Genomic DNA, 260 nt, shown 5'->3' on the forward strand with positions numbered 1-260 from the left:
GTTCTATACATGCAATTACAACATCAGGGTAACTCATAGAAATGGTGCTATTAAGCATATTTTTTACACGAATCAGATCCACGGAGGGATCATCAGCAGATTGTTCTTTATTCATTTTGTCGCTCCATGCGCTTGCTCTTCATCTAGCGGTTAAAATATTACTTCAAATCTTTCTGTATGAAGATTTGAGCACGTTGGCCTTACATACATCTGTCGGTTGTATTTCCCTCCAGAATGCCAGCAGGACCGCACTTTGTTAC

The 260-nt window shown here is 40.0% G+C and carries 1 pseudogene; it reads right to left on the minus strand.

Annotated features, from left to right (window positions below):
- Positions 1 to 115: pseudogene (ybcW, locus tag ACTHS4_RS12085) on the minus strand (protein YbcW); the annotation flags it as partial.
- Positions 116 to 260: the final 145 nt, after the last annotated feature.

It is taken from the genome of Neisseria sp. P0014.S009 (genome assembly GCF_051958155.1).
GTDB lineage: Bacteria > Pseudomonadota > Gammaproteobacteria > Burkholderiales > Neisseriaceae > Neisseria > Neisseria flavescens_C.